Here is a 23,848-nt window from a genome sequence, read left to right on the forward strand (position 1 = left end):
TTATTTATTCCTTATTTTCTATTTCTTGTGCTATTTCACACATCTTTGCAAAATCTTGCGCTATAAGTGAAGCTCCACCAACAAGTACACCATCAACATTTTCTATACTGAGGACTTCTTCAACATTTGCTACTTTTACACTGCCACCATAAAGAAGCGGTGCTTTACTTTTAGCTTTTAATGCTTGATGAACAGTTTGTATGTCATCTAATGTTGGAGTTAATCCTGTGCCTATTGCCCAAACTGGTTCATAAGCTATAGTAAGATTTTCATACTCTGTATCTATACCTTCGTATTGTGCAGAAATATATTTCATCATTATTTCATTTCCAGATTCTCGTATCTCTAAAGGCTCTCCCACACAATAAACTATCTTAAACCCCAACTCTTTATAAAAGTTAAATTTTGTTACAAGTTCTTCTTGTGTTTCACCTAAAACATGTCGGCGTTCACTATGTCCGATAAGAATAGTTTTAATACCAAACTCATCTAATTGCTCTTGCCCTATTTCACCTGTAAAAGCTCCATTAAAAGTGGCGTAAGCATTTTGAGCACCAACAGTAACTAGTCCTTCATGCTCATCAAGAGAAGATGTCGCAGGAAATACTAAAACTTCTTGAGAAATATTTTTTTCTTTTAATATGCTTTCTAAAGCACCTAAATAGTTTAGTGTTTTTTTACGAGTTAGGTTTGTTTTAAAATTTGCTGCTACTATCATCTTTTAACCTTCTGAAATAATTAATGGTGCTACACCTGGTAAAATCTTACCCTCTAAAAGTTCTAAAGAGGCTCCACCACCGGTAGATATAAAACTTATCTCATCATCAACACCTATGCGTTGAACAAGGTCAGCGGTATCTCCACCACCAACAACTGTTGTAGCATAACTATCAGCTACAAAATGAGCTATTTTTGATGAACCTCTTGCAAATTTATCCATTTCGTAAACGCCCATAGGTCCATTCCAAAGAACAGTTTGAACATCATTTAAACCTTCACGATAAAGTCTAACTGTTGCAGGTCCAATATCTAAACCCATCCATCCCTTTGGAATTTCTTGTGCTGTAACTATTTTACTTACTGCATCTTCAGCAAACTTATCAGCGGCAATAACATCAACAGGAAGATAAAATTTAACACCAAGTTTTTTAGCTTCTTCCATAACATGCCCAGCATCTTGGAGTAAATCATCTTCGACTAAAGAAGCTCCGATATCATAACCCATCTGCTTTAAGAATGTAAAAGCCATTCCTCCACCAATAAATATTTTATCAACTTTTGGAAGTAGATTTATAAGTGCCTCTAGTTTTCCTGAAACTTTACTTCCACCAACAATAGCAGCAAAAGGACGAACAGGATTGGAAATAAGTTTACCAAAAAATTCTATCTCTCGTTGAAGTAAAAAACCAGCAGCTTTATGTTCTTCATCAAAAAACTTTGTGATGCCTTCAACCGAAGAGTGAGCACGATGGCATACACCAAAAGCATCATTTATGTAAAAGTCTGCCATAGATGCTAACTTTTTAGATAACTCTTCATCATTCTCAGTTTCACCCATCTCAAAACGAAGATTTTCTAAAAGAAGGACATCCCCTTTTTTAAGATTAGACACTTTTTCCATGGCATCTGAACCAACAACATCAGTAGCTATAACTACATCTCTTTTTAAAAGATGTTGTATTCTTCTAGCTACTGGAATAAGTGAATACTTTTCGACTACTTCACCTTTTGGACGACCAAGATGTGAAGCTAAAATAACTGAACAATTTTGATCAAGACAAAAATTAATAGTTGAAATTGCTGAACGAATTCTTCTATCATCAGAGATATTTCCAAATTCATCCATTGGTACATTAAAATCACATCTGATGAAAACTTTTTTACCTTCTAAATCAAGTTTTTTTATATTATATAGTTCCATTTAATTACTTAGTTATGTGAAGCGCCATGTCTATTAAACGCATTGAATAACCCCATTCATTATCATACCAAGCCATAACTTTAATCATATCTCCACCGATAACTTGAGTTAAATCCTCCGCAACAATTGAGCTATAAGGTGAACCAACAAAGTCTTGAGAAACTCTCATTTCTTTATCCATAAGCAACAGACCTTTTAATTTTGTATCTGCCATTTGGTTAAACACAGCTGTAACTTCTTCTAGTGAAGTTTGTTTTTTTACTACAACATTTAAATCAACCATAGAAACATTTGGAGTTGGAACACGAACACTTTGCCCATGAAGTCTTCCTGTTAGTTGTGGCATAACTAAAGAAATTGCTTTTGCAGCACCAGTTGTAGTTGGAATCATATTTAATGCTCCAGCTCTTGCTCTACGCTTATCTTTTGAATGTTTAACATCTAAAATATTTTGATCATTTGTATATGAGTGAATAGTTGTCATAAGACCTTTTTCAATTCCAAAAGCATCATCTAAAACTTTCGCAACAGGAGCTAAACAGTTTGTTGTACAAGAAGCATTTGAAACTATTGCTTGCCCATCATACAGACCTTCATTGACACCTAGAACAAATGTAGCTGTGTTTTTATCTTTTGCTGGAGCGGAAAATAAAACTTTAGAAACACCATTATCAATATGAACCTGAGCAGATTCTTGAGTTAAAAATACGCCTGTACACTCTAAAACTATATCTGCACCAGAATCTGCAAATTTTAATTTTTTAGGGTCACGATCATTAAAAATTTTAATACTTTGCCCATCTATGCTTATATGATCAGCGTCTACATCTTCTATATTGCTAGCAAAAGTACCATGAACAGAATCATTTTTAAGTAGATATAAAAGCATTTCTCTACTTGCCGTATCGTTTATTGCTACTATTTCAACATCATTTCTTGTTGCTGCTATGCGTGCTACACAACGACCAATTCTACCAAAACCGTTAATTGCTATCTTTAATGCCATTATATTTCCTATATATTAAAAAAATTGAATTATTTTATCCAAAATTAGCTATAATTCGCTTTAAATTTTGGAAAGACTATGAAAACAATCGCTCTTTTTGGAGGCTCTTTTGACCCTCCACACATTGGACATATTGCTATAATAAAAGCCTTAATCAATCTTAAAGAGATTGACAAGGTCATTGTTTTGCCTACTTTTTTGAGTCCTTTTAAAGAAAAATCTTTTCTAAAAGCCTCAAAAAGGTTTGAGTTATTAAAAGAAATTTTTAATAATGAAAAAAATGTAGAAATTTCAAATTATGAAGTAAACCAGAGACAAAAAAATCCATCTATAAAAAGTGTAAAACATTTTTTAAAAGAGTATAAAACAATTTACTTTGTCATAGGTGCGGACAATCTCGCAACTCTTGACAAATGGGAAAAATATGAAGAACTTAAAACATTAGTCACTTTTATAGTTGCTTCAAGAGATAAAATTAAAATACCCAAAGAGTATATGACTCTTAACATAGATGAAAACATTTCATCTACAAAATTAAGAAAAAAAAGGAATAACTTGAACAAAAGAATAGAACAAATCACATCTTCACTAGATAAGAATAAAGCCGAAGGCATAGAAGTTTTTAATTTAAAAGATAAAAACTACTTTGTCGATTATGCAATAATTGCTTCTTCACTTGGTACGAGACATACAGTAGCTTTACTTAACCACTTAAAAGATGATTTAAAACCAGCAGAGACTTTTAACAATGTTGATGAAAGTGGAGATTGGATAGTTATTGATTTAGGAGATATTCTTATTCATATTATGACTCCAGAATATAGAGTTAAGTATGATATGGAAAGTTTTTTAAGTTCTCTTAGAGATGGCAAAGAGGGTGATGACCTTTAGTGTGAGTCATTAATATTTTGTAAAATATTTCTAAAGTCATAAATAGAATCAACATACTTTACAGGTTCACTTCCTCTTGCATATCCATATTTTAATGTTTTATAGTAACTTTTTTGCGAGAGAAGTGGTAAAGCCTTTTTTAAATCACTCCATACATTTTGATTTAAACCCATCTTTTTAGCTAATCTTTGAGCATCTTTAATGTGACCCATGCCTATATTATAAGCAGCAAGAGCAAATTTCAAACGGTCATCACCTTCAACTTCTTTTGGAGTGTTTTTAATCATTTGGTTTAGATGCCTCGTTCCACCATGTATACTTTGATCTGGGTCTAAACGATTTTTTACACCTAAAATTTTTGCTGTTTTTCGTGTTAGCATCATTAAACCTCTTACCCCTGTAAAACTTTTTGCTCTTGGATTCCAATAAGATTCTTGATACGATTGTGCTGCTAAAAGAGTCCATGGAATATTGTATTTTTCAGAATATTTTACAAAATATTTTTTATATTTTGGTAACCTTGATTTTACTCTTTTGTAAAACATTTTAGTATTGTAGTAATTAAAAAACATAACATAACTATAATAATGGTCTTTTAATCGAGTTAATTTTCCACTTTGGTTAAAACTATTAAACCAAGAGTACATATCTGCTTCTAACTCTTTTGAACCTTTTGCCAAAACCCATGCTAACTGTTCCCTTTCACTTATAATAAAAGCCAACGCTATTTTAGGAAAGTATCTCTGATTTAGTGCGTAAATATTTGAATCTGCAACAGTACAATCTATCTTATGAGAAGCAACTTGCCCTAAGAGTTCTTCGGTTGATAATGTTGAGTCAAGTGTGGCATTTATATCATAGCCATCTTTTTGTAAGGCTCTAATCCTTTCACTATAGCTAGTATCTGCTCCAACTGTGATGCTTAGTCCTGCAAGGTCTTCTATGTCTCGTGGAAACTTACCACTCCCCAACATCCCCCTATTACATATAACTTGTTCTTGCACCTCAAAATATGAAGGTCCAAAATTAAATGTTTCTTGTCGTTTTTTTGTTTTAGTAAGAGATGCTGAAGTAATATGAATATGTTCTAGTTTACTTAACTCTATCGCATCTTTAATGGTGTTTGCTTTAGTGATACTCAATGCAACACCTAGATGCTTAGCATAAGAGTTTAGTAAATCATACTCAAAACCTTGAACTCCATCTGAACCGATATAATATGTTGAAGGTGCATTAAGTAAAACTACATTTAATATTTTTGTTTTTTTGATTTTATCTAATATTGATGGTTTTTTTATTCTATTTCCAGGAGTGTAAGCTGAATGACTAAGCCAGCCAAAAGAAAAAAAAGAAAATGCAAGGAACATTACAAAAAGAATTTTAAAATTTATATTTATATTTATATAATTCATATCTATTAGTTTACAACTTAAAACTTAAATCTTTTGCAAAAATAAAACGATTTTGTCCATTTACATATTCATGTGCTAATACTTTACCATGTGCTTTTAAAATAGAATCAACAAGGTATAAGCCCAAACCAAAACTGTTTTTAGATGGATTGTTTTTTGTAAAAGGTTCTATATAATACTGTAATGGTTCAGATATACACTTTCCTTTACTTTCAAAACAAAGTTCATTATTTATACTTATTATTTTTACATGTGAATCTATTGAATATTTAAGACCATTATCTATCATGTTTTTTATGGCAGTCGTGTAAAGTCTATAATTCACTAAAAGTTTGGCACTTTCATCTATTTCTATACTTATACCACTTTTATCTAACATAGCCATATCAATAGCTCCATCTACTATATCTACCAGCCTACACTCTTTAAAATCATCTTTATTAGCAATACTTGTAACTTCTTCAATAAGAGCAAATTCTGCAACAAGTGACTCTAATCTTCCAAAAATCGAACAGAACCTATCTCTTTCTTTTGTAGTTTTTAGCATCTGAGTAGCTATTGTACCTTTAGCAATTGGTGTTTTTAACTCATGCATAATATTTCTTAAAAAAAGTGTTCTTGATTCTAAAATAGTATTAATTTTTTCTCTAGTTGATTCAAGTTCATTCGATACAAGTGCTATTTCATCACTTCCAGAAGTTTTAAAAGATATATCTAAGTCTCCATCTCCAAAGCGTGCAATCTTTCTTCTTAGTCTAATTAATGGTCTTAATCTTTGCAGTATTAATAAAAAAGAAATTGAAATTATAAGTACAATGGTTAAATATGTGTATGCTAAAGAAAAATAACTGTAAGGCTTTAATGCTTCATCTTCAATTAGTACAGAACCAATAGGAGATTTGATATAAAAATATATTTTTTTATGCCATTCAAGCATCGATATTCTAAAGTCTCGCACAATTTTTTGAGTATAAAGACCTTTTTTATTTAACATAACTGCTTCATCAACTCTTTGAAAATCTTTTTGTTTTAACACTTTTGCTCTTTTCAAAACTATCAGTTGTTGATGTTTTTCTTTTTTAACTATAAATTTGTAAACAGCTAAATTTGCTTCTAGCAAAATATTTGAAGTTTGTTTTTGCTGATGCTCACGATAAATTTGAGTAATTGTTTCATGTTTTGAGAAAATATTATCTATATACCTGTGTTTATTAAGTTTATAAAACTCCCAAAAAACTGCACTTACACTTACTATCGTTACAATATAAGCAAAAAGCACAGTTAAAAAAACAGCATGTTTTTTCATTATTTTAATAGTTTATACCCTACACCACGAACTGATTCTATAAGAGTTTTATCACCTAGTTTATTTCTAATTCTTCCAACCATAACATCTATGCTTTTGTTTGAAGAATCTTCATTAATAGCATTTACATTATGAATCAAATCTTCTCTTGAAACAACTAAACCTTGTTTTGAAATCATGTATGCCAAAATTCCAAACTCTGCATTTGTTAAGTCTATATTTCTACTTTTATAAGTAATAATCATAGATGCCATATCTGCTTTAAAATCACTTTTTGACTCTTGCTTAGCTTCACTTTTTGCTTCATATCTTCTAAGAACTGAGTGAATTCTTGCTTCTAGTTCTCTTGGGTCATAAGGCTTTGGCATATAATCATCAGCACCAAGTTCAAAGGCTTTAACTTTATCTGTCACATCACTTCTAGCTGAAGATATTATTATAGGAATATCTTGGCGTTCACGAATAGCTTCACAAACCTCTAAACCATCCATCCCTGGGAGAGTTAAATCTAAAATTACTAAATCAAAATGTTTTAATTTTAATATACTTACTGCTTTAAAGGGGTCATCTTCTGTTACAACTTCAAACTCAAACTGCTCAAGATACTCTGTTAATATCTCCGCTAGTTCTAAGTCATCTTCAATCATTAATATTTTTATCATAATTATAGTCTAACAAATATCACCTAATAAGAAGTTAATATCTTAACTTTCAAGTAAATCTAGAGTAATGGAGAAAGTAAATATCTGACCCTCTTTATTTCATACCATTTACATGCAAGGAAAATCCTTACATGTAAAAGACTCTATCATTTAATCGAAAATGAAACATCTATGATTTGTAAACCACTATTCTCATCTGCCACAAACGCTACAGTTCCATCTTTTGAGAGGGTTACACCGATAGCATAACCAGGAGTATCGTAACTACCTAAGAGTGAAGGAGCAGTTGGGTTTGAAACATCTATGATTTGTAAACCACTACCATAATCTGCCACAAACGCTACAGTTCCATCTTTCGAGAGGGTTACACTTAGAGCAGCACCAGGAGTATCGTAACTACCTAAGAGTAAAGGAGAACTTGGGTTTGAAACATCTATGATTTGTAAACCACTATTATAATCTGTCACAAACGCTACAGTTCCATCTTTTGAGAGGCTTACCTCTCTAGCCAAACCAGGAGTATCGTAACTACCTAAGAGTAAAGGAGAACTTGGGTTTGAAACATCTATGATTTGTAAACCACTATAGCTATCTCCCACAAAGGCTATAGTTCCATCTTTTGAGATGGTTACATCGTAAGCATAACCAGGAGTATTGTAACTACCTAAGAGTGAAGGAGACCTTGGGTTTGAAACATTTATGATTTGTAAACCACTATAGCCATCTGCCACAAACGCTACAGTTCCATCTTTTGAGAGGGTTACGCCTCCAGCATGACCAGAAGTATTGTAACTACCTAAAAGTAAAGGAGAACTTGGGTTTGAAACATCTATGATTTGTAAACCACTACCATAATCTGCCACAAACGCTACAGTTCCATCTTTTGAGAGGGTTACACTTAAAGCAGTATCCGGAGTATCGTAACTACCTAAGAGTGAAGGAGAACTTGGGTTTGAAACATCTATGATTTGTAAACCACTATTCCAATCTGCCACAAACGCTACAGTTCCATCTTTTGAGAGGGTTACACCTCCAGCAACACCAGGAGTATTGTAACTACCAAGTAAAAAAGGTTTATTAAGTACTGGTTTTATAGATACACTAACACTTTCACTACTTCCATAAGCATTTGTTGCAACAGCTTGTAAAGCATAGTTGCTTTTTGTTGAGTAATTTAATGCTTTGGCTACGCTAATAGTACCATTTAGATCTACACTAAAGTCTTCATTGCCATCTCCACTTAAACTTATGGACTCTATATTTCCATCACTAGTTATGCTTAAAGTTCCAATTTGTCTACCTATTGGGCTATTTTCTTTTACTCTTAAACTTATGGGTTTAATTGTTGGTGGTTCAGGTAGGTTATTTATATCTATGGTTACATTGTTACTTAAACTACTTCCATAAGCATTTTTAGCAACCACTTTTAGAGCATATTTTCTTTTAGTTTCATAATCAAGTACAGCTCCAGTGTTTAGTGTTATGACTCCTTCATTATTTACTTTAAAGTTACTGTTTCCTTCTTCACTTAATATTACAGAAGTTACTTCATTGCCATTATCATTTATGTTAATAGTGTCTACCACTACACCTTCTATTGAATTTTCATCTATATTTGTATGAAGTGCTTGAACTGTAGGTGGTGTTTCAGGAACATCTTCAATCTTAACAGTAAGATTTGCAATATTGCTTATGCCGTATCCATTGGTAGCGCTCATTGCTAAATTGTAAACTTTTTTAGTTTCATAATCTAACAGATTATCTCCAACTACTCTTAAAACTCCATTTTTATCAATTTTAAATATATTGCTACCGTCTCCACTAATACTAAAACTCTCTATAGGATTTACACCAGAATCTTTAACATTTATTATGCCCAAAGAGATTCCACTTTTCGCATCTTCTTTAACCGATATAGTATTATGAAATAAAACAGGCTCACCATCAGATATATTGATAAGATTAATTTTTACAATCACTTGATTACTTGTGTCATAGGCATTAGTAGCTTTTAGAGTTAATTCATATTTAGGTTTTGTTTCATAATCTAAAACTGCCCCTGAAGCGACTCTAATGTAACCTTTAGTGTCTATTTCAAAAGAACCTGCACTTGCTCCTCCTAACTCAAACGATATAATCCTACTTTTACCATGACTAGCTATGTTTACTATGCCAACTATTTCATTAAGTCCAGAGTTTTCCAATATGGACATAGTTGTACTTCTTAGTACAGGGGCATCATCTATTATAGAGATATTTACAGATGCTGATGACCTTCTTTGTATAGTGTTTACTCCTGTAACTGTTAAAGCATATGATGACTGACGACTATAAGTAAGACTTACCCCATCAGCTACATAGATATATCCAGAGTTACTGATGGTAAAATCACTTGCACCATCTCCAGATAAGCTAAATGATTTTATAGGATTCATGCCATAAGAGTATCCGACTTTACCAATAGCATTAGTGTAAGTTCCTTCCATAATACTTGTTGAAAAGTTTGAGATACTAGGTACATCATCTATTATACTAATTCTAACTGTAGCTTCACTTCCACTTATGTAGTCGTTTGAAGCGATGACTTTAAACACAAATGTATTTCCAATTTTATCTCTAAGTAGAGATGCATCCGATACTATCATATTCCCTGAATTATCAATACTAAAAGGAGTGCTTTGTTCTCCTTCAAGTTTAAAAGAATTTGGAGGATTTAGATTATACCTATATCCTATCTTTCCTACACTCTTACCATTTGCAACACTAAAGTATAAAGAATTAGAGAAATTACTAACATGAATTCCTTCAGAAGGTGAAGCAGGTGGTTCAACAACCCTTATTGTTACTGCTACAGCACTACTTGTACCTGAGCTGTTTGTTGCTGTAGCTTGTAGGTAGTATGGTGCATTTTTTAAGCTAATCTTTGCAGCTTCTGCTATAGTAATCACTCCAATAGAAGATATATCAAAGTTTTCTGAGCCAATACCAGTTAAACCAAATGAAGTAATTGAAGAAAGTCCTTGATAATAACCAAGCTTACCAATAGAGGTTCCTGTTGGAGTGTTTTTATATATTTTACTAATTAATCCACTTAAAACAGGTAAATCATCATAGATTTTAAAAGTAACTGATATAGGTGCACTATCTCCAATAGCATTTGTGGCAATAGCTTTTAAATAATAAGTACCATTTGATTTATCGATTGTGGCATTTGAAGCAACTGATATACTTCCCTTTAAACTTATGTCAAAGTTTTTTGCACCATTTCCTACTAACTTAACTTTGGTAATAGGACTACCTCTATTATCTATACTAATACTTCCTCTTATTGTTCCTGCACTCATTTTTTCAATTACAAAAGTAGATACAGAACCTCCTAGTATTGGTGAACCATCAGCTGCTATCTCTATATAAACCTGTACAGATTGGGTACTACCAAAAGCATTTTTCCCACTTACATGTAAATCATATATCTGTTTGTTTTCATAAACGAAACTTGCAAGAGAAGATACTCTCATAGTTCCCTTACTATCTACTTCAAAGTTCTGCGCTCCAGTACCTGAGATAGTATACTCACTAATAGGACTTTCACTAGTACAATAGCTTTTAATCTGACCTACAATAGCCCCTGCTTTACTATCTTCTCTAATAGTTGCATTAAAACCTTCTATCATTGGTTTTGCAAAAAGATTGTATGCTTCTTCATATATTGGCTGTGCATTATGAATTTTACTTATTATAGGAGTAAAGTTACTATTGTAGTCTCTTATAACAGTATTTTTGTCTTTGTATGGCATCCAAAGAAGACCATCTATATGATTTACTTTTCCATCCATATTAAAGTCTTTTTTTATCAGACATTTAGAAGCTTCATCACTTCTTTGCATAACTGTGCTTGTATCAGAGTGCAATCTGTCTTTAGATATTTGGTATGCAAGTTCAGTGATGATATTGACTTTTAGTCCTATATTTTTAAGCTCATACCCTGTTGCCAAAGCGTGAATAGTTCCTAGGTTTATAGTAGGTGTACTATCTACTACGGTATCATCATTAACATCTATGTCAGTTCCACCATCTACCTTTATGACATATACTTTATCATTATCTAATGTATTTATTATATTTCTATCCCATGCGATTATACCTGCTGTATGAACAGTTGAGCCGTATGTTGTTTGTGACTGCCATATAGGATTGACTCCCGTATCACTATCTGCATCAAAGTCAGTTGCTTTATATATGCTCACATCAGCCCCAGCCAATGCTCCCAAATCTGCTTTTGAGATGTGCCAAAGTATATAATAGATATAGTCTTTTACATTATTGAAATGAGGTATAGGTGGAGTCCAACTAGCACTATGCTCATTACCTCCATTGTAACTGCCATCACTTGAACCACCATTGCTACTACCTCCTACACTAGAGTTGTTTCCTCTGTTGTAGGAATTATAGATAACTGTTGCTTGTTGTTTAAATCTATCTGTTGGGACATATCTTATTTTATTTTCTTCTACTACTATATCTGCTATATGTCCATTAGCCAAGGAGTCAATAACATTAAAGCTTACATTTCTTATCTCAGATCCACCTGGGGTTTTAATGCTTACAATAATGTTTGGATATTCTCTTACTTCTTTTACTATATTTGCATCATTTTTATATGTTACATGTACAGGATATACTCCTGGAGTTAGACCTGTATCATCAACGGCAAAAAAGTGTTCTAAAGGTTGACAAGAGATATTTTTAATATCATGTGTTCCATTTGGTAAAGCTACGCTTAGATCCATATCTATAGTTTTATCATTCCAAGCTAGAGTTACTTCTATGTAACCATTTTTAGGTATTTTTGGGTTTCCTTCAAAGTTTGAATCTATAGTTTCTATGCTTGTATTGTTTTTATCTTTTAGTTCATAGCATATACCTTCAGTCAAAGGCTCAGCTATACTTTTTCCACCATAACTAGCTTTTACATAACTGTCTTGTACTTTATAGAGTTTTCCCTCTTCTTTAAATGGATATACTTTATCATCAATTTTTAAATTTACTGAGTCATATTCATGTTCAACTTCTCTTAATTTGTCTTCACATCCTGATATACCGCATTGTGATTGTTTTTTGAATTTCCATTGGGACTTTGCTGTTTTATGACTATTTATTGCATTCGTTATAAAGCTATAAACTTTATCTCTTGTTATTGGTGTTGACATGTAGTATTTAAATTCATGATACTTTCTATATGAACTTTTTTCTTTCGCAATCCAATCAGCATCATTGCAATATGGAGTTTTTCCAACAGCTACTTCAGTTCCTACGCATGGCGATGTAGTTGTACTATCAACAGGAACATTAGGACCTGCATACCAAGTATAATAACGCATAGGATTATCCATAACCGTACCTGCACCATTTAAAATGGAAATAGGGTCATTATCGTAAGTTAAATAACTACTATTATTTATTTTTATATCAGATGGTGATGCTAGTCCTATAGTTACAAAGTAATTTTGTATCCATTTATCTGTTTTTATATTAAATGTTTTATATGCTTTATTTGTAAAAAAGTTTCCTTGAGAGTGAGCTATAACTATAACTTTATGACCATTGTATATACTTTGTCTATATGCTTCTACTTGAGTATTAATATCATTTTGTTCTAGATGTTTAATAGTCTCTTCTGTTAACTTTAAGGCTCCTCCAATGATAGGACCTGTAGCACGAGAGATTGCTTCTGTAAAAGCATTCCAACCTACATTATAAATAGCGTTTTCATCTAAATATTGAAACCATGCCTCTGAATAGTCACTTATTGGTCCTCTTCCTGTGTTGAAGGCTAGGTCGTATTTGCCTACAAAATCTTCTATTTGTAAATCATTATCTATATAATTATCGTATACAACTTCACCTTGCATATAAGATTTTTCACGAGAAGTTGCACCAACTCCATTTGCAAAGTATATATCACTCTTATACTCATTAATTGGTTCATTAGTAGGTTCAGCAAACAAACTTAAAGTAAATAAAAGTATTAGTATTATAAGCTTTTTCATTTGCCAAGCTCCAACATCTCTTGTACATTAAAATCACAATTTTCTTCTTTATAATCTCTTCGCAATGGTATTGAGTAGCTTCCCCCACTTGAGGCTTCATTAAATTCTATATATGCTCTTATTCTATCTTTAGTATTCATATAGGCATTTTCCATAAACTCAACACCTTCAACTCTTGGCATTTCTATTTTTTTAATTCTCCGTAAATATCCTGAACATGAACTTTTATTCCACATTTCATCTTGTGTCTCTTGTGCTTTAGCACTAGCAGTAGGGTTCTCCAAATATTTAGGATAAGACTTAGCACTTTGCATCATATAAGCCTGTATAACAGGTTTCTTATACTTAAAGTAAATCTTCCTCTCCACATCATCCCTAACCCCATTGTTATTGCTATCAATCCCAAGCAGTGTAGAGTTGTTTAAAGTTTCATCTGGTTCAGGAGGAAGTTTATATCCGTTTATAATTTCATTTGACTGGGGAGGAAGTTTATTTCCGTTTATAGTTTCATCTTCTGTTTCGTCCATACATCCAGTTATGAAAAGAACTAAAAACAGACCTAAAATTACTTTTTTTATACTACTCATTATTATTTCCTTTTTTTGCAATAATTGATAATAGTATCTTTTCGTTTTATTTAGTGCATTAAGATATAAATGTTTATTTTATATTATTAAAGGGTAACAAGTGGTAACACTCTACACTAGATATGTCAATGAGGTATTTCCAAACTTTTTAGATTTTTTCATCTTGAAGGCACCTATTTTTTTTGGTAGTTCTAAGAGTTAGACCTGTATCGTTAAGTGCAAAAAAGTGTTCTAAAGGCTGACAAGAGATATTTTTAATATCATGTGTTCCATTTGGTAAAGCTACGCTTAGATCCATATCTATAGTTTTATCATTCCAAGCTAGAGTTACTTCTATGTAACCATTTTTAGGTATTTTTGGGTTTCCTTCAAAGTTTGAATCTATAGTTTCTATGGTTGTCTTATTTTTATCTTTGAGTTCATAGCATATACCTTCGTCCAAAGGTTCAGCTATACTTTTTCCACCATAACTAGCTTTTACATAACTGTCTTGTACTTTATAGAGTTTTCCCTCTTCTTTAAATGGATATACTTTATCATCAATTTTTAAATTTACTGAGTCATGTCTATGTTCAACTTCTCTTAATTTGTTTTCACATTTTGATATACCGCATTGTGATTGTTTTTTGAATTTCCATTGGGAAGGTAATTTGTCAAGCATTGTCAATTTTTTCTCTATCTCTGCCATAATTTTATCTTTTGCAACATTAGTTTTTAAAGTTTCATTTGTTAATGTATTTAAAATAAAATTTTTACCATCATTTTTAAGTTCTTCACCCATATAAAAAGTAAAAGCATGAACATTAGAGTCATATCTAAAATCAATATGAATCCAGCCATCAAATGTGCCTGTTGGGACTTGAAAATCATAAGTATGCATTGGTGATTCAAACGGAGGAATTGTTGAATCTCCTAAAGGAACCCATTTCGTGATTCTTACAGGATTAGTTGTAAAATCATCATACAAACCAATATGTCCCACAAGATCATTATGCCAAGATATACGAGGTGTTCCAGCTTTTATGAGTTCATGTCCTGGTGAAGCAATACTTATAGCCTCAAAATAATCCTGCATCCAATCATCTATCTTCCTATAAGCTTCATAAGTAAATAAGTTACCTTGAGAATGAGCCACAACTAAGACCTTATGTCCATCTGCTATACTTTTATTATAAGCAGTTATTTGTATGTTTAAATCTCTTGTATGTGCATCTTGTAAAAATTCTGGTAAATAGTCATTTAGATCAAAAGATGTCTCTTTTTTAAGTTTTTGTAGTATAGTTTCATATACGTCAGCTATGAATCCATGAGTGGAGTTATAAGCTTTAGCTACTTTTCCAATACTTTTGTCCATTTCAATAGATTTACCATTATAAAATTCTATTTTAATTGATTTTTCTAACAATAATGCATTTGCTGTAGCATTTCCATCATCAGTTAATATTCCATTTGCAAAATAAACATCTGTTTTTCTTTCATCTATTTCAGCAAAACTACTTAAAGGGTAAGCTACGCATAAAAATATAATTAATAATAATTTCATTTTTAACTACTTATCATATTTTGAAGTATTAAAATCACAAAATGATTTTCTTTCTTGTGCTTTAGGCAGAGGATAACTACCACCACTCAACAAAGTATCATATTCCCAATAAACTGCATTACGCTCTTTAGTATTAAAATATTTACTTTTTACAGGTGCATCTATTCTTTCATCGACCAATAAAGGATCCCCAAACTCTTCTGAATCATTTTGGTAATACCAAGCACAATATAAAGGGGCATTTACTACGGTTTCATGAATTTCAACAGCCCTCTCAGGAGTCTCTAAAACTTGTTTATAAGCCCTCCCAGCCTGCATAGCAATATCTATATAAATAGGATGTTTATCTTTATAAGTTTTATATATCCACCTCTCCACATCATCCCTAACCCCATTGTTATTGCTATCAATTCCAAGCAGTGTAGAGTTGTTTAAAGTTTCATCTGGTTCAGGAGGAAGTATATAACCGTTTATATCTTTATATACTGTTATTCTTAGTTTATTTGATGTAGTGTTATCTATTTTAGCTTGAATTGTTGTAGTTCCTTCTTTTAAAGTTTCTAGGGTAGTATTGTTTATAGTTACTATTGAGTTATCTTGTATAATCCATTGTATGTTTTTAGTTATATATTTTATGGTATCGTCTGAGTAAGCTGCTTGAATAATTAAAGCTGCTTGAGTGTTTTCTTTTAACTCTGTTTCTATTGTTTCTAAGCTTATGAATTTTATGAATACAATATTATCATTTACACTAAAAGAGTAGTTTATACTTGTTGTTATTATGTCATTGTTTCCAAAGAAGAAATTATATAGTTTACATTTTTTTACATCACGATTGAAGAAAGAACATATTTTCAAGATAAATTTTTGAAACCAATTGTTTAGTTTGATTGGTTTTGGGTTCTTTAGTTTTAAACTCTTTACATGTAAAGAGTATATTCCTGTTTTTAGGTTTTCATTTGGAGTGAAGAGTAAGGTGTTTTTATCTTTAATACTTAGTTTTCCTTTTAGGTTTTTATTACCTGTTGTTAGTTTTATTGTATTTTCATTTGTACTTGAAATAATTATTGGGTTATTAAATGTTATTTGTATTTGTACATCACTTTTTACATTAGTTGCATCTTTTTGAGGGATTAGTAGTGTTGTATGGTTGTTTGCATTTAAAGTTAATGAGAGCATACATAGAAACATAAGTTTTGTGATTATATTTAACATTTTTATAGCCTTTTTATTATAATAAATTAATTTTATCTTTTATGTTATTAAATATTACTTAAAATATATAGCTCCTATTATTCGTCCTACTGATTATATTTTTAACTTATTTATCTCAATTTGAAAAAAATCTCTGATTTCTTCTTTACTTATTGTCTTTATGGGGTTAAGGTAGTCTATGTTGTCATCTTCTATATCATCTATATACAACAAAGAGACCATAAAAAGTTTAAAAGTTAATCCATCTAAAATCTGCAAACTATCTTTAAAAATATTTTCAATACCTATTTGTTTTACTAAAAAATATAAATCATAATAATCTCTATATTTAGCCCTTAAAAAAATAACATTTACTTTCATTGCAGAAATAGATTTTAGTGAGGCTAAGTTAAGTATTTCTATTTTTTCAGGTTTTAAGAATTTCCATTTTGCATTAAAGAAGGTAACCTTTACTCCATTTAGCAACAAATCAATTTGTTCATTTGTTTGATTTAATATTTCACTATTTTTAAAGTTTTCTAAGTATCTGAAAATCTCTTGTTTATTAAAGTCATCTTCATAAGTAAAAAAATCTAAATCTTCACTTTTTCTATGACATATATGCAAAGCCAATGCTGATCCACCGACAAGTACATATTTGTTTAAAAATGGACAATCTTTATATAGCTTTTCTAAAAGGTCTTGTGTTTTAGGAAGCAAGTAGTTTAAGTTTTTCAAATCTTGCATTTTTCATCTCCTTAAAATAGTTACTTTCTACATTCATATTGAAAAAAACTCTAGCTAGCATTAGATTTGTTTTTATAAACTGTTGATCACGCATAACTTTCTTTTCCCAAATCTTTTTTATAGCTCTTATTCCAAAAAGCTTCATTCCTAAAACTATATCGTAAAAATCTCCATATTTTAAAAGATATTCTACAAACAGGCTCTCCCCTGCTTTGGCATATGTTATCTCTTTGCTATAACTCCAAAAAATACCTTTTTCTTGTAGCTTATCAAATAGTTTAACTTTTTGTCTGTAATTTTTATATATTTTAGAGATAGAAACTACCGAGAGATGCAAGTGTTTTGCTATTTGAGTTTGCAAGTAGCCGTCTTTGATAGCCATTGCGATTGCTACTTCTTTAGTGAAATTTTCAAAATAATTATTGAGGTCTTTTTTAACTACAAGTACTAACTTTTTATCTTTTTTTTCAAACTTAGCTGTAAAAATATCATTTATGTTTTTCAACTCTTTTTCGTTTGGTTCTTTAATTAAATCAATGTTATCCATAAGTTCAAAATCCAAACACTCAATAGTAACTTTCTTGCTACTCATAGACCATGTAAATTGACCTATGCTTTGTGTTAAATTTGCTTTTATTGGATTGTACTCTATATATTTAATTAGGCTTGTTAAGTAGTTTTCATCGTAAACAAAAAAAGATTTAAAACGTCCTTGCCATAGAGGTCCTACTCTTTTGTATTTGTTGTTAAAGTATATGCTATATCTAGAGTTTATCTGTCGCATAATCAACGATAAGTTTTTTTCTTGAGTTTGAAGTAAAAGATGATAATGATTCTTCATCAAACAAAAAGAGTGAATTACAAAATTGTAAATCTCACTGCTTTCTTCAAGAATCTCAAAAAACTTTTCATAATCTTCATCATTTACAAAAATATCTCGTCTCTCAACTCCACGATTAATAATATGATAAAAACCTATCTCTTCAACTCTAAGCTGTCTTGGCATTTACTTTTATCCTTACATGTAAAGTTAGTGATTATAACATATTTTGGTTAAAAGTAAATACCTGACCCTGCTAATTTTATGAAGAGGCGAGAGCTATCTCGTTTAGAGCTTCTTTGATTCCTCAGATAAACTCCTTTTTAGCTGTTGGTTTAGTCTCTTTACCTGGTATGATGACAGGACAAATACTAGTAGGAATTGATCCCATTGTTGCAGTTCGTTACCAAATTATGGTCATGTTTATGGTTCTTGGAAGCTCTGGCATTAGTACCATACTCTACCTTTTACAAAAAAAAGACTAGGCTTCAATTACAAACTGTATCTTTAAGCCCAAGTCCATTTCTGAGTGATTTTTGCCATTTATTCCTAACAACCCATTAAAATTTGAAGTAAATAAAAATGTTAGAAGAAGAATTATAAGCTTTTTCATTTCCCAATCTCCAACGTCTCTTCTACGTTAAAATCACAATTTTCTTCTTTTAAATCTTTATCATGTATTGGTATTTCATATACTCCACCACTCATAGCTTCATTAAACTTTATATATGCTCTTATTCTCTCTTTAGTGTTCATGTAGGCATTGTTCATAAACTTAACACCTTCAAGCCTAGGTATCTTTATCTTTTTAAGTCTTCTTAAATATCCTGAGCATGAACTTTCATTCCATGCATCTTTTTGCTCTTCTCCTGATTCTGCGACACCTACAGGATTATCCAAAATTTTTGTATACGATTTCGCACTCTGCATCATAAAGGCTTGTATAACAGGTTTCTTATACTTAAAGTAAATCTTTCTCTCCACATCATCCCTAACCCCATTGTTATTGCTGTCTATTCCAAGCAGTGTAGAGTTGTTTAAAGTTTCATCTGGTTTAGGAGGAAGTTTATATCCGTTTATCTCTTTATATACTGTTATTTTTAGTTTATTTGATGTAGTGTTATCTAATTTTGCTTGAATTGTTGTAGTTCCTTCTTTTAAAGTTTCTAGGGTAGTATTGTTTATAGTTACTATTGAGTTATCTTGTATAATCCATTGTATGTTTTTAGTTATATATTTTATGGTATTGTCTGAGTAAGCTGCTTGAATAATTAAAGCTGCTTGAGTATTTTCTTTTAACTCTGTTTGTATTGTTTCTAAGCTTAGGGTTTTTATGAATACAATATTATCATTTACACTAAAAGAGTAGTTTATACTTGTTGTTATTATGTCATTGTTTCCAAAGAAGAAATTATATAGTTTACATTTTTTTACATCACTATAGAAGAAAGAACATATTTTCAAGATAATCTTTTGAAACCAAGTTTTTGGTTTAATTGGTTCTGGGTTTATTAGTTTTAAACTCTTTACATGTAAAGAGTATATTCCTGATTTTAAGTTCTCATTTGGAATGAAGACTAAAGTGTTTTTATCTTTAATACTAATTACACCATCTATATTTTTATTATCAGTTTCTAGTTGAACTGTATTTGATGTTAAAGATGAAGAGACTATTGGGTTAGTAAATGTTATTTGTATTTGTGCATTACTTTTTACATTAGTTGCATCTTTTTTAGGGACTAGTGATGTTGTATGGTTGTTTGCATTTAAACTCAATGATAGTACACACAGAAATATAAATTTAGTAAGTATATTTAACATTTCTTATAGCCTTTTTATTATAATTGATTGATTTTATCTTTTATGTTATTAAATATTATTTAAAATCACATAGCTTCTATTAAGTAATGGAGCAATTCTATCTTAGCTTAGAAACATTACTTTGCGAAGTAGGATATATTTCTCAAATGCCAAATAGACTTGCATCTATAAAATCAAGTAAGTACCAATGCTATATGATATGCCAAGAATCCTAATCCATACGCTATTAAAGAAGTAAATACAAAAAGGTATATAAAATACTTAATGCCCCCAGCTTCACGAGTAAAAACAATAGAAGCGGCTAAACAAGGAAGATAAATCATAATCACTACTATAAAAGCAATAGCAGATGCAAAAGGTATATTTTTACTGATTGCATCTATAAGTGAGTTACTCTCCTCATCTACTTCATTACCAACTGCATACAAAACTCCAAGAGTAGATACAACAACTTCTTTAGCAGCAAGACCTGTTTGAAGAGCAACACTCATTTTCCAGTCAAATCCTAAAGGAGCAAATATTGGTTCTGAAAATTTACCAATACTTCCTAAATAACTTTGCTCTAAATTAGCTGAAGCTAATTCATTCGATAACTCTATCTTTGCATCTTCACTTTTTGCCATTTCAATCTTAGATGCAAATTCTTTTTCAAGAGCTAAATTATTTGGATAATTACTTAAAAACCAGATAAGCATAGATGCTGCCGCAATGAAAGTACCAGCTTTTTTTAGATACATCATTGTTTTTGTTAAAACTGTATGCCAGATTAGTTTTACAGATGGAAATCTGTATTTTGGCATCTCCATAACAAATGGTTCATCTGCTCCTTGAAATGCTGTCATTTTAAGAACTTTAGCAGCTACTAGACCAATCATTACACCGCTAATATAAATTATAAATAAAATATTACCTGCCATTTCAGGAGAAAAAAATGCACCGGCAAACAGTACATATACAGGAAGTCTAGCACCACAGCTCATAAAACCTATGACAAAAAGGGTTAAAAGTCTATCTCTATCATTTTTTAATATTCTAGCACTCATATACGCAGGGATAGAACAGCCAAAACCAGTTACTAATGGTATAAAAGACTGACCATGCATACCAAACTTATGAAAAAATCCATCTAATAAAAAAGCAACCCTTGACATATAACCTGTACTTTCTAAAAGTGCAATACCTATAAATAAAATCACAATATTTGGTACAAATAAAATAACTGCCCCAACTCCTGCAATGATTCCATCTACTATAAGAGAGCGAACTTCCTCATTTTGAATTGTCGAACCTACCGTATCTCCAAGCCAACCGAAAAATGCATCTATCCAATCCATAGGAATAGAACCTATTTCAAATGTTAATTGAAAAAGTCCCCACATAAAAAATAAGAATATTGGGATACCTAAGATTGGATGAATAAAAACAGCATCTATCTTTTCAGTTAGTGTCTTTTTTTCTTCAAAAGCATCTTGAGCTACAACCTCAGCAATAATTCCTCGATTAAAAGATGCATACTCTCCAGCAAAAGCCTCTTTTATATCATCTGTATCATGATGAAGTTCTATATGTTTAGATGCATCTACTAATATTGGTTGGAGTTCCGTCCAAATAGGCTCAGCATGTAAAAGTTCATAAGTTCTTTTATTATTTTTAAGTAGGTTAATTGAAACATTTCTATAAGAATTTACTGCTTTGTATTTATGTTTTGTTAAATAATCAACAATATTTACTATCTCTTCTTCAACTGCTTCGCTGAAGATTAATTTTGAGTTTTGGCTTGACGCTTTTCTAACGGATACAACAGCATCTAGGAGTTCTTCTATGCCCTCTTTTGTAACGGCAGAAACTTTAACACAAGGGATACCAAGAAGTTCTGACATATATGAAGCATCTATGTCAATTCCTTCTTTTTGAGCTTCATCACTCATATTTAATGCAATTACAATATCTTTGCTCATACTCATAAGTTCAGAAGTAAGTTGAAGATTTTTCTCTAAGTTTGTAGAGTCCATTACATTGATGATGAGATCATAACCTTTAGCACAAAGATACTCATGAGTAACTCTTTCTTCGATTGTATAATCTGTAAAAGCATAAGTTCCAGGTAAATCGACAACTGTAAAATGATACTCTTTATAATCAAATAAAACTTCTGTTTTATCAACAGTAACACCAGAAAAATTTCCAACATGAAGATGCGCGTTTGACACAGAGTTAATAAGCATACTTTTGCCAACATTTGGCTGACCAACAAGAGCTATTTTTATATGATTAGCTATAACAGGACAAGCTTTTTCTTCTTCTATTTTCATATCTCTTCAACCTCTATAAGCTTGGCTTCTTGTGCACGAAGAGCTATTCGCATTTTTCCCACTTTTACCTCTATGGTACTTTTAGCAGGACCGTATTCTAAAACTTCTATGATAGTCTCTTTCATAATTCCAAAAGATATAAGTCTTTGTTTTAAATCTTTTGGAGCATTTAATTTCACAACTTTTACCTTGTGTGTTTTTTCGCATTCTTTTAATGTTCTCACTTATTATCCTAACTCAAATTTCAATTCACTATCAATAGCATAAGTATTTTTACTTAAAGTATTAAAATGATAACAACTATCAACTTATAAAACTCTTAATATTGATAATATTTATCATTTAATCTTTTATTTTTTTCTATCTTTGCTTTGATATAATTGTACAATTTATTTAATCTAAGGTACTTTATGAAATTTCTTTTTAATCCATCCTCTCACTTTAACCTAGCAAACCTTTTTACTTTTGTAAATATTACAGCAGGACTTAGTGCTATGTATTTTATCACTCTAAATAACTTTTTTCTAGCTATCATCTTAGCTTGGATTGGTGGTGCTTTTGATATTTTTGATGGGAAAATTGCTAGAGAATATGAGCTTTCAAATGAATTTGGTGTTCAACTTGATAGTTTTGCAGACTTTTTGAGTTTTGTTCTTGTGCCTGTATTTCTAATCTTTCAAGCTGTTTATGCACCAAGTCTAACAGGCTTTATGCTTTTTGTCGTAGCAGTTATTAGCATCTACTATGTTATTTCAGGTTTAAGAAGACTGATTCATTTTAATATTAACACAGATGCTGGAGAAGTAGATAAACATTTTGTAGGTGTACCTACCCCACTTGGCGCCATCTTACTCTGGCTTGTATATCTTGGAAGTGCTTATAATCTTTTTTCTGTTTCTATGGTTATAGTCTTAATGCTCTTCATAGGATGGAGTCTTAACTCAAAGTTAAAAGTACCACATCCTTAAAAAGTATCTATTTAGAATTAACTCCATACTTTCCGCTTCCAAGTAAAAATATTACTACTGATATAACTAAGTAAAAAAATGGCAACTCTATGACTGGAGAACCATTTTTACTTAACTCAAGAAGTGTACTTCCATGAGCTAAAAATATTGCCATAAGCATATTAAAAGCAAGACCTAAAGAAGCCACTCTTGCATATAAGCCTAAAATTATCAGGATTGGAAAAACAACTTCTCCAACATAAACACCATAAGCTAAAAACTCTGGTAGTCCTGCATTTGTTGTTAAGTACTTTACTCCACTAATGCCATTTATAATTTTCTCTACTCCATGAAAGAGCATCATTATTCCAAGAGATAACCTAAGTATTAATTTTGCAATATCAGTATTCATATCTGCTCCTTATTTCGCTAATCTAAATTTATAACTACCAATACCAATAACCTTGCCTTTTTTTACAACCTCTTTTATGTAAGTAAGTGTACCTTTGGCATCTGCGTCACCTATCTCTTCTTCTATTATTTTAAGAAGTTCAACTTCATTGGCATCTGTGAATGTTTTTTCAGTTCTATATTGTGTTTGTATTTTCATAATAGTATAATACCCTAAA

At 31.1% G+C, this 23,848-nt stretch carries 21 protein-coding genes; 3 read left to right on the forward strand and 18 right to left on the reverse strand.

All coding sequences use genetic code 11. The features are described from left to right. Positions 1-4: 4 nt before the first annotated feature. Genes MOV42_RS11425 through gap form a run of 3 tightly spaced genes read right to left on the reverse strand, consistent with a single transcriptional unit; the run spans position 5 to position 2,927 of the window. Complete coding sequence (locus tag MOV42_RS11425) at positions 5-718, reverse strand: triose-phosphate isomerase (RefSeq protein WP_324171305.1); 714 nt, start codon at positions 716-718, stop codon at positions 5-7. Between the two features lie 3 nt (positions 719-721). Next, entirely contained in the window at positions 722-1,921 is a 1,200-nt protein-coding gene (locus MOV42_RS11430) for a phosphoglycerate kinase (RefSeq protein ID WP_324171306.1), read from the reverse strand. Positions 1,922-1,925: 4 nt separating this feature from the next. Next, complete coding sequence (gene gap, locus MOV42_RS11435; protein ID WP_324171307.1) at positions 1,926-2,927, reverse strand: type I glyceraldehyde-3-phosphate dehydrogenase; 1,002 nt, start codon at positions 2,925-2,927, stop codon at positions 1,926-1,928. A 78-nt stretch (positions 2,928-3,005) separates the two neighbouring features. Here gap and nadD point away from each other — a divergent pair, with 78 nt between their 5' ends. Beyond that, entirely contained in the window at positions 3,006-3,818 is an 813-nt protein-coding gene (gene nadD, locus MOV42_RS11440) for a nicotinate (nicotinamide) nucleotide adenylyltransferase (protein WP_324171308.1), read from the forward strand. Here the strand turns inward: nadD and mltF are convergent. The 9 genes from mltF to MOV42_RS11485 all read right to left on the reverse strand — a co-directional run bounded on the left by mltF (position 3,815) and on the right by MOV42_RS11485 (position 18,325). Continuing rightward, positions 3,815-5,230, reverse strand: a complete 1,416-nt coding sequence (gene mltF / locus MOV42_RS11445; RefSeq protein ID WP_324171309.1) for a membrane-bound lytic murein transglycosylase MltF — start codon at positions 5,228-5,230, stop codon at positions 3,815-3,817. The genes nadD and mltF overlap by 4 nt on opposite strands. Before the next feature lie 10 nt (positions 5,231-5,240). Next, positions 5,241-6,536, reverse strand: coding sequence for an ArsS family sensor histidine kinase (locus tag MOV42_RS11450; RefSeq protein WP_324171310.1), 1,296 nt, complete (start codon positions 6,534-6,536; stop codon positions 5,241-5,243). Further along, positions 6,536-7,198 (reverse strand): response regulator transcription factor, encoded by a 663-nt coding sequence (locus MOV42_RS11455; RefSeq protein ID WP_324171311.1) that lies wholly within the window; start codon positions 7,196-7,198, stop codon positions 6,536-6,538. Before MOV42_RS11455 ends, MOV42_RS11450 begins: the two co-directional genes overlap by 1 nt. Positions 7,199-7,344: 146 nt before the next feature. Next, complete coding sequence (locus MOV42_RS11460) at positions 7,345-13,248, reverse strand: cadherin domain-containing protein (RefSeq protein WP_324171312.1); 5,904 nt, start codon at positions 13,246-13,248, stop codon at positions 7,345-7,347. Continuing rightward, positions 13,245-13,835, reverse strand: coding sequence for a hypothetical protein (locus MOV42_RS11465; RefSeq protein ID WP_324171313.1), 591 nt, complete (start codon positions 13,833-13,835; stop codon positions 13,245-13,247). Before MOV42_RS11465 ends, MOV42_RS11460 begins: the two co-directional genes overlap by 4 nt. A 148-nt stretch (positions 13,836-13,983) precedes the next feature. Then, the gene (locus MOV42_RS11470) at positions 13,984-15,378 is read right to left on the reverse strand and encodes a hypothetical protein (protein WP_324171314.1); all 1,395 of its coding nucleotides are present in this window, start codon (positions 15,376-15,378) and stop codon (positions 13,984-13,986) included. A 6-nt stretch (positions 15,379-15,384) separates the two neighbouring features. Next, a complete protein-coding gene (locus MOV42_RS11475) occupies positions 15,385-16,593 on the reverse strand; it encodes an Ig-like domain-containing protein (protein WP_324171315.1) in 1,209 nt (402 codons plus the stop codon). A gap of 93 nt (positions 16,594-16,686) precedes the next feature. Continuing rightward, positions 16,687-17,319 (reverse strand): nucleotidyl transferase AbiEii/AbiGii toxin family protein, encoded by a 633-nt coding sequence (locus tag MOV42_RS11480; RefSeq protein WP_324171316.1) that lies wholly within the window; start codon positions 17,317-17,319, stop codon positions 16,687-16,689. Continuing rightward, positions 17,282-18,325 (reverse strand): transposase, encoded by a 1,044-nt coding sequence (locus tag MOV42_RS11485; RefSeq protein ID WP_324171317.1) that lies wholly within the window; start codon positions 18,323-18,325, stop codon positions 17,282-17,284. The genes MOV42_RS11480 and MOV42_RS11485 overlap by 38 nt, the downstream gene beginning before the upstream one ends. A 95-nt stretch (positions 18,326-18,420) precedes the next feature. Between MOV42_RS11485 and MOV42_RS11490 the strand changes: the two genes are divergently transcribed. Continuing rightward, positions 18,421-18,624, forward strand: coding sequence for an ABC transporter permease (locus MOV42_RS11490; protein ID WP_324173028.1), 204 nt, complete (start codon positions 18,421-18,423; stop codon positions 18,622-18,624). Here the strand turns inward: MOV42_RS11490 and MOV42_RS11495 are convergent. From MOV42_RS11495 to MOV42_RS11510, 4 genes are all read right to left on the reverse strand, one after another. Further along, positions 18,621-18,752: a hypothetical protein gene (locus MOV42_RS11495; RefSeq protein ID WP_324171318.1), complete on the reverse strand. Its 132-nt coding sequence runs from the start codon at positions 18,750-18,752 to the stop codon at positions 18,621-18,623. The two genes, MOV42_RS11490 and MOV42_RS11495, sit on opposite strands and share 4 nt — an antisense overlap. Then, complete coding sequence (locus MOV42_RS11500; RefSeq protein ID WP_324171319.1) at positions 18,749-19,960, reverse strand: Ig-like domain-containing protein; 1,212 nt, start codon at positions 19,958-19,960, stop codon at positions 18,749-18,751. Before MOV42_RS11500 ends, MOV42_RS11495 begins: the two co-directional genes overlap by 4 nt. A 173-nt stretch (positions 19,961-20,133) precedes the next feature. Next, positions 20,134-22,272: a ferrous iron transport protein B gene (feoB, locus tag MOV42_RS11505; protein WP_324171320.1), complete on the reverse strand. Its 2,139-nt coding sequence runs from the start codon at positions 22,270-22,272 to the stop codon at positions 20,134-20,136. Continuing rightward, positions 22,269-22,496, reverse strand: coding sequence for a FeoA family protein (locus tag MOV42_RS11510; protein WP_324171321.1), 228 nt, complete (start codon positions 22,494-22,496; stop codon positions 22,269-22,271). The genes feoB and MOV42_RS11510 overlap by 4 nt, the downstream gene beginning before the upstream one ends. A gap of 186 nt (positions 22,497-22,682) precedes the next feature. Between MOV42_RS11510 and MOV42_RS11515 the strand changes: the two genes are divergently transcribed. After that, entirely contained in the window at positions 22,683-23,240 is a 558-nt protein-coding gene (locus tag MOV42_RS11515; protein ID WP_324171322.1) for a CDP-alcohol phosphatidyltransferase family protein, read from the forward strand. 7 nt (positions 23,241-23,247) lie between these two features. Here the strand turns inward: MOV42_RS11515 and MOV42_RS11520 are convergent, their stop codons facing one another. Both MOV42_RS11520 and MOV42_RS11525 read right to left on the reverse strand, forming a co-directional pair. Then, the gene (locus MOV42_RS11520; protein WP_324171323.1) at positions 23,248-23,631 is read right to left on the reverse strand and encodes a DoxX family protein; all 384 of its coding nucleotides are present in this window, start codon (positions 23,629-23,631) and stop codon (positions 23,248-23,250) included. Between the two features lie 9 nt (positions 23,632-23,640). Next, a complete protein-coding gene (locus tag MOV42_RS11525; RefSeq protein WP_324171324.1) occupies positions 23,641-23,829 on the reverse strand; it encodes a hypothetical protein in 189 nt (62 codons plus the stop codon). Between the last annotated feature and the right edge of the window lie 19 nt (positions 23,830-23,848).

This window comes from Sulfurimonas sp., assembly GCF_029027405.1.
Taxonomy (GTDB): Bacteria; Campylobacterota; Campylobacteria; order Campylobacterales; family Sulfurimonadaceae; genus Sulfurimonas.